Genomic DNA, 3,779 nt, shown 5'->3' on the forward strand with positions numbered 1-3,779 from the left:
CGCTGGCGCGCTTCCCGCAGGACCGGCAGATCGTGCTGCACTGCAAGTCCGGTGTCCGCTCGGCCGAGGCGCTGGCCGCGTTGAAGGCGGCCGGGGTGCCGGGCTAACCCGCCTGGTCGACCAGGGCGGCGTAACGGTTCAGGTAGAGCGGCCAGCCCTCGTCGTGCGCCACGCCGTCGCGGACGGACTCCCAGCCGGGGCCGTGCCGGTCGAGGTGGCGGTGCTCGAGCTCGACGCGGGTTCGTTGCGGGGTCTCGGCGACGAAGCGGACCTCCACCTCGCTGGCGTGCCCGGGGTCGGTCTCGAGCTGCCACTGCGGGCTGATGTCCCAGCTGAAGACCACCCGGTCCGGCGGGTCGCAGGCCAGCACGCGGGCCCAGCGGCACTCGCTGCCGTCGGCGGCCCGGTCGTAGATGTGCCCGCCGGGCTTGGCCTCGAACACGGTCTCGACGATCGGCGCCCCCAGCAGGTTGTGCTCCTTCGGCTTGAAGTCGCCGAAGCGTTCGGTGAACAGGGTGAACGCGCGTTCGATGGGTGCCTGCACGACGATCTGGCGGCGGACCACCTGCTCAGCTGTCTCGGTCATGACGTCTCCTCGGTCGGTTGGTCGGCGACGTCCTGATAGCCCTCCAGCGCGCGGGTCCAGAACGTCTCGAGCTGATCGCGCAGCGCACCCACGCCGGCCGGGTTGAGCCGGTAGACCCGGCGGGTGCCGGCCGCGCGATCGGTGACGAGCCCGGCTTCCTTGAGCACCTTCAGGTGCTGGGAGACCGCCGGCCGGCTGATCGGCAGCTCGTCGGCGAGCTCCCCGACGGCCCGGGGCCGTACGGCCAAGCACTCGAGGATGGCGCGCCTGCTGGGATCGCCCAACGCGTCCCAGCCGTCCTCCGCTTGGTAAGTAGCCACGAACGGAAAGCTACGACTTACCGACGGCCCCCGTCAAGGGGCGGGTGCGGGCGCCACTACGGACCGGGAAGTGGATGGGGCCGCGGACGATGCTGGACACGCGCCGCCGCAACGGTCCGGTGCGGTGCAGGTCCGGCAGGCGTTCGGCGAGGCGGCGCAGCGCGATCTCCGCCTCCAGCCGGGCCAGCGGCTGTCCCACGCAGTAGTGGATCCCGCTGGAGAAGGCCAGGTGGTCGGCGGTCTGCTCACGCCGGATGTCGAAGGTGTCGGGATCCGGGAAGGCCTCCGGGTCGCGGTTGGCCGCACCGATCAGCGTGACCACGTACTGGTCGCGCCGCACCAGGTGGCCGGCCAGGTCGACGTCCTCCAGGGCGCAGCGGGCGGTGCGCTGCACGGGCGGGTCGTAGCGCAGCGTCTCCTCCACCGCGGGCCCGGCCAGCCCGGCCGGGTCGGCGCACAGGGCCGCCCACTGCTCCGGGTGGGCCAGCAGCGCGTTGACCGCGTTGCCGACCAGGTTGACCGTGGTCTCGAAGCCGGCCACCAGCAGCAGGTTGCACATCGGGACCATCTCGTGCGGCTGGATCCTGTCGCCCTCGGCGGCCACGATCCGGCTGACCAGGTCGTCGGCCGATTCCCGGCGGCGCAGCGCGAACAGGCTCTCGAACAGCTCGCGCAGCTCGCGGTTCGCGGCCTGCAGGCGGGCCGCGTGGGACAGGGAGTGGACCCCGTCCAGGGCACTGGCGATGACCGTGCCGTAGCGCGCGAAGCGGTCCGCGTCCACGTCCGGCACGCCGAGCAGGGCGGTGATGACCTGGATCGGCAGCGGCGCCGCGTACGCGGACACCAGGTCGAACTCCCGTCCCGGCCCGACCCGGTCGAGCAGCTCGTCGACCGTGCTCTCGACCAGCGGCCGGTAGCCGGCCATCTGTTTCGGGCTGAACGCCGGCTGGGCCAGGCGCCGCAGCCGGGTGTGGTCCGGCGGGTTCTTGTCGAGGAACGACATGTCGAACTCGTCGGCGGCCTGCGGCGCGGCCATCAGGTCGGCGGCGCGCATCCCGAAGCGCCGGTCCCGCAGCACGGCGTCGCAGATCGCGTGGCTGGTGGTCACCCAGTTGCCGATCCGGGTGGGGCCGAAGCGGGGCATGCCGCGGTAGATCGCGTACGGGTCCTCGCGCCCGGGCCGCAGGTGCAGCAGCGACATCGGGTCACGCCGCACGTAGCCGTGGTAGGCGATACCGAGCCGGCTGCCGTAGAGCCCGGCGGCGAACGCGACGGCCCGGCGTAGCTCAGCCATGGTCACGCAGCCAGGCGTCGATGAGGCCGTTGAAGTGGCCGAGGAAGCGCTCGTGCTCGTGCGGCGGGTACATCGCCCGGACCGTCTCGCGCAGCAGGGAGCGGAACTCCTCCGAGCCGACCCAGTCGGCGACCATCTCGTCGACGTGGCCCAGGTGCTTGGCGCAGAACTCCTCGTACCGCTCGGTCTCGAAGTAGTCGTCGGCGAGCCGGCGGTAGCGGGCGAGCTTCTGCCCGTAGTCCAGCGACGGGTCGTCGGCGATGGCGAAGTACTCGGCGGTGTCGGTGTCCAGCCGCGGCTTGCGCCCGGTGACGACGCAGTAGATCGTCCAGCGCAGCAGCGCCGACATCGCCCACGGGAAGTAGTAGTGCAGCGAGGTCACCGCCACGTCGGGGCAGGCGTTGGCGTAGTCGATGGGGTGCACCTCGGTGCCCTTGACCAGCGACTCGCAGCTGTTGAACTCCCACCGGAAGAACGCGTTGACCAGCCGGGAGATGGTGACGACCTCGTCGCCCACCTCGGGGGTGAGGAAGTTGTGGTCCACCGCGTAGCGCTCGTGCATGGGCAGCTCGGGCCGGAACTTCATGACCATGGTCTCCGGGCCGATGGTCAGCGAGCGGGCGAAGACGTCGTAGTCCTCGACGGCCGCCTGCAGGTGCATCAGCCGCTCGCCGGAGGCGTCGTACGCCGCGTGCAGCTCCGCCACGTTACGGATCTTGGAGACGCCGACCCAGGCGCCGCCGTCGTACGGCTTCATGTACATCGGGTAGCCCACCGACTCGGCCAGCGCCTCCAGGTCGAACGACTGGTTGTAGCGGGCCGAGGTGTAGGCGTACCGGGAGTTGTCCAGGGGGTTCTTGAACGGCACCAGCACGGTCTCCGGCACCTTGAGCCCGAGCCGCAGCATCGCGCAGTACGCGGCGTGCTTCTCCATCGACTGGAAGGTGAACGGGCTGTTCAGCAGGTACACGTCGTCCATCAGCGCGATCTTCTTGAGCCACTCGCGCGGGTGGTAGTACCAGTAGGCGAGCCGGTCGATGACCAGGTCGTGCTTCGGCGAGTCGCGCAGGTTGAACGGCTCGATGGTGACCCGCACGCTGCGGGTGCGGTGGGTACGGCCCTGCGCGTCGGTGACCGCTCCGACGCGGCGCAGCAACGCCTCGTACGCCCGCGGCCAGTCGTCCTCGGTGCCCAGCAGCAGTCCGATGGTGTGCTCGACGTCGGCCATGGCGCCTCCCCTTAGTGGAACACTGTCTGCAGCAACGTGGTCAGGTGCGGGTCGAGGGCGTCGCGCCAGCCGGTCCAGTTGTGCGCGTCGGGGACCTCGGTGAAGCTGACCGGGTAGTCCTGGCGGCCCAGTGCCGCCGCCATGTCGCGATTGTTCGCCAGGTTCTCCTCCACCGCACCACAGGTGATGACCGTGGGGACCGGGCCGGCGAACGAGGGGGCGCGCAGCACCCGGCCGGTGAACCGGACGATGCGCAGGTAGCGCCGGAAGCCGGACTCCTGCCGGTCGTAGCGGGGCTGGAAGAAGCTGCCGGACTGCAGGAACAGCCCGGCGAAGCGCTGCGGGTGGCGG

At 70.9% G+C, this 3,779-nt stretch carries 4 protein-coding genes and 1 pseudogene; all 5 read right to left on the minus strand.

The window, feature by feature from the left end; all coding sequences use genetic code 11:
• Positions 1–103: 103 nt before the first annotated feature.
• Positions 104–586, minus strand: a complete 483-nt coding sequence (locus tag AB0C29_RS37670; protein ID WP_360830898.1) for an SRPBCC family protein — start codon at positions 584–586, stop codon at positions 104–106.
• Entirely contained in the window at positions 583–906 is a 324-nt protein-coding gene (locus AB0C29_RS37675) for a metalloregulator ArsR/SmtB family transcription factor (protein WP_360554457.1), read from the minus strand. Before AB0C29_RS37675 ends, AB0C29_RS37670 begins: the two co-directional genes overlap by 4 nt.
• 10 nt (positions 907–916) lie before the next feature.
• Positions 917–2,200, minus strand: a complete 1,284-nt coding sequence (locus AB0C29_RS37680; protein ID WP_360830901.1) for a cytochrome P450 — start codon at positions 2,198–2,200, stop codon at positions 917–919.
• Complete coding sequence (locus AB0C29_RS37685; RefSeq protein WP_360830904.1) at positions 2,193–3,428, minus strand: hypothetical protein; 1,236 nt, start codon at positions 3,426–3,428, stop codon at positions 2,193–2,195. The genes AB0C29_RS37680 and AB0C29_RS37685 overlap by 8 nt, the downstream gene beginning before the upstream one ends.
• An 11-nt stretch (positions 3,429–3,439) precedes the next feature.
• A pseudogene (locus AB0C29_RS37690) lies at positions 3,440–3,779 on the minus strand (enterochelin esterase); the annotation flags it as partial.

This window comes from Actinoplanes sp. NPDC048791, assembly GCF_040650095.1.
Classification (GTDB): domain Bacteria; phylum Actinomycetota; class Actinomycetes; order Mycobacteriales; family Micromonosporaceae; genus Actinoplanes.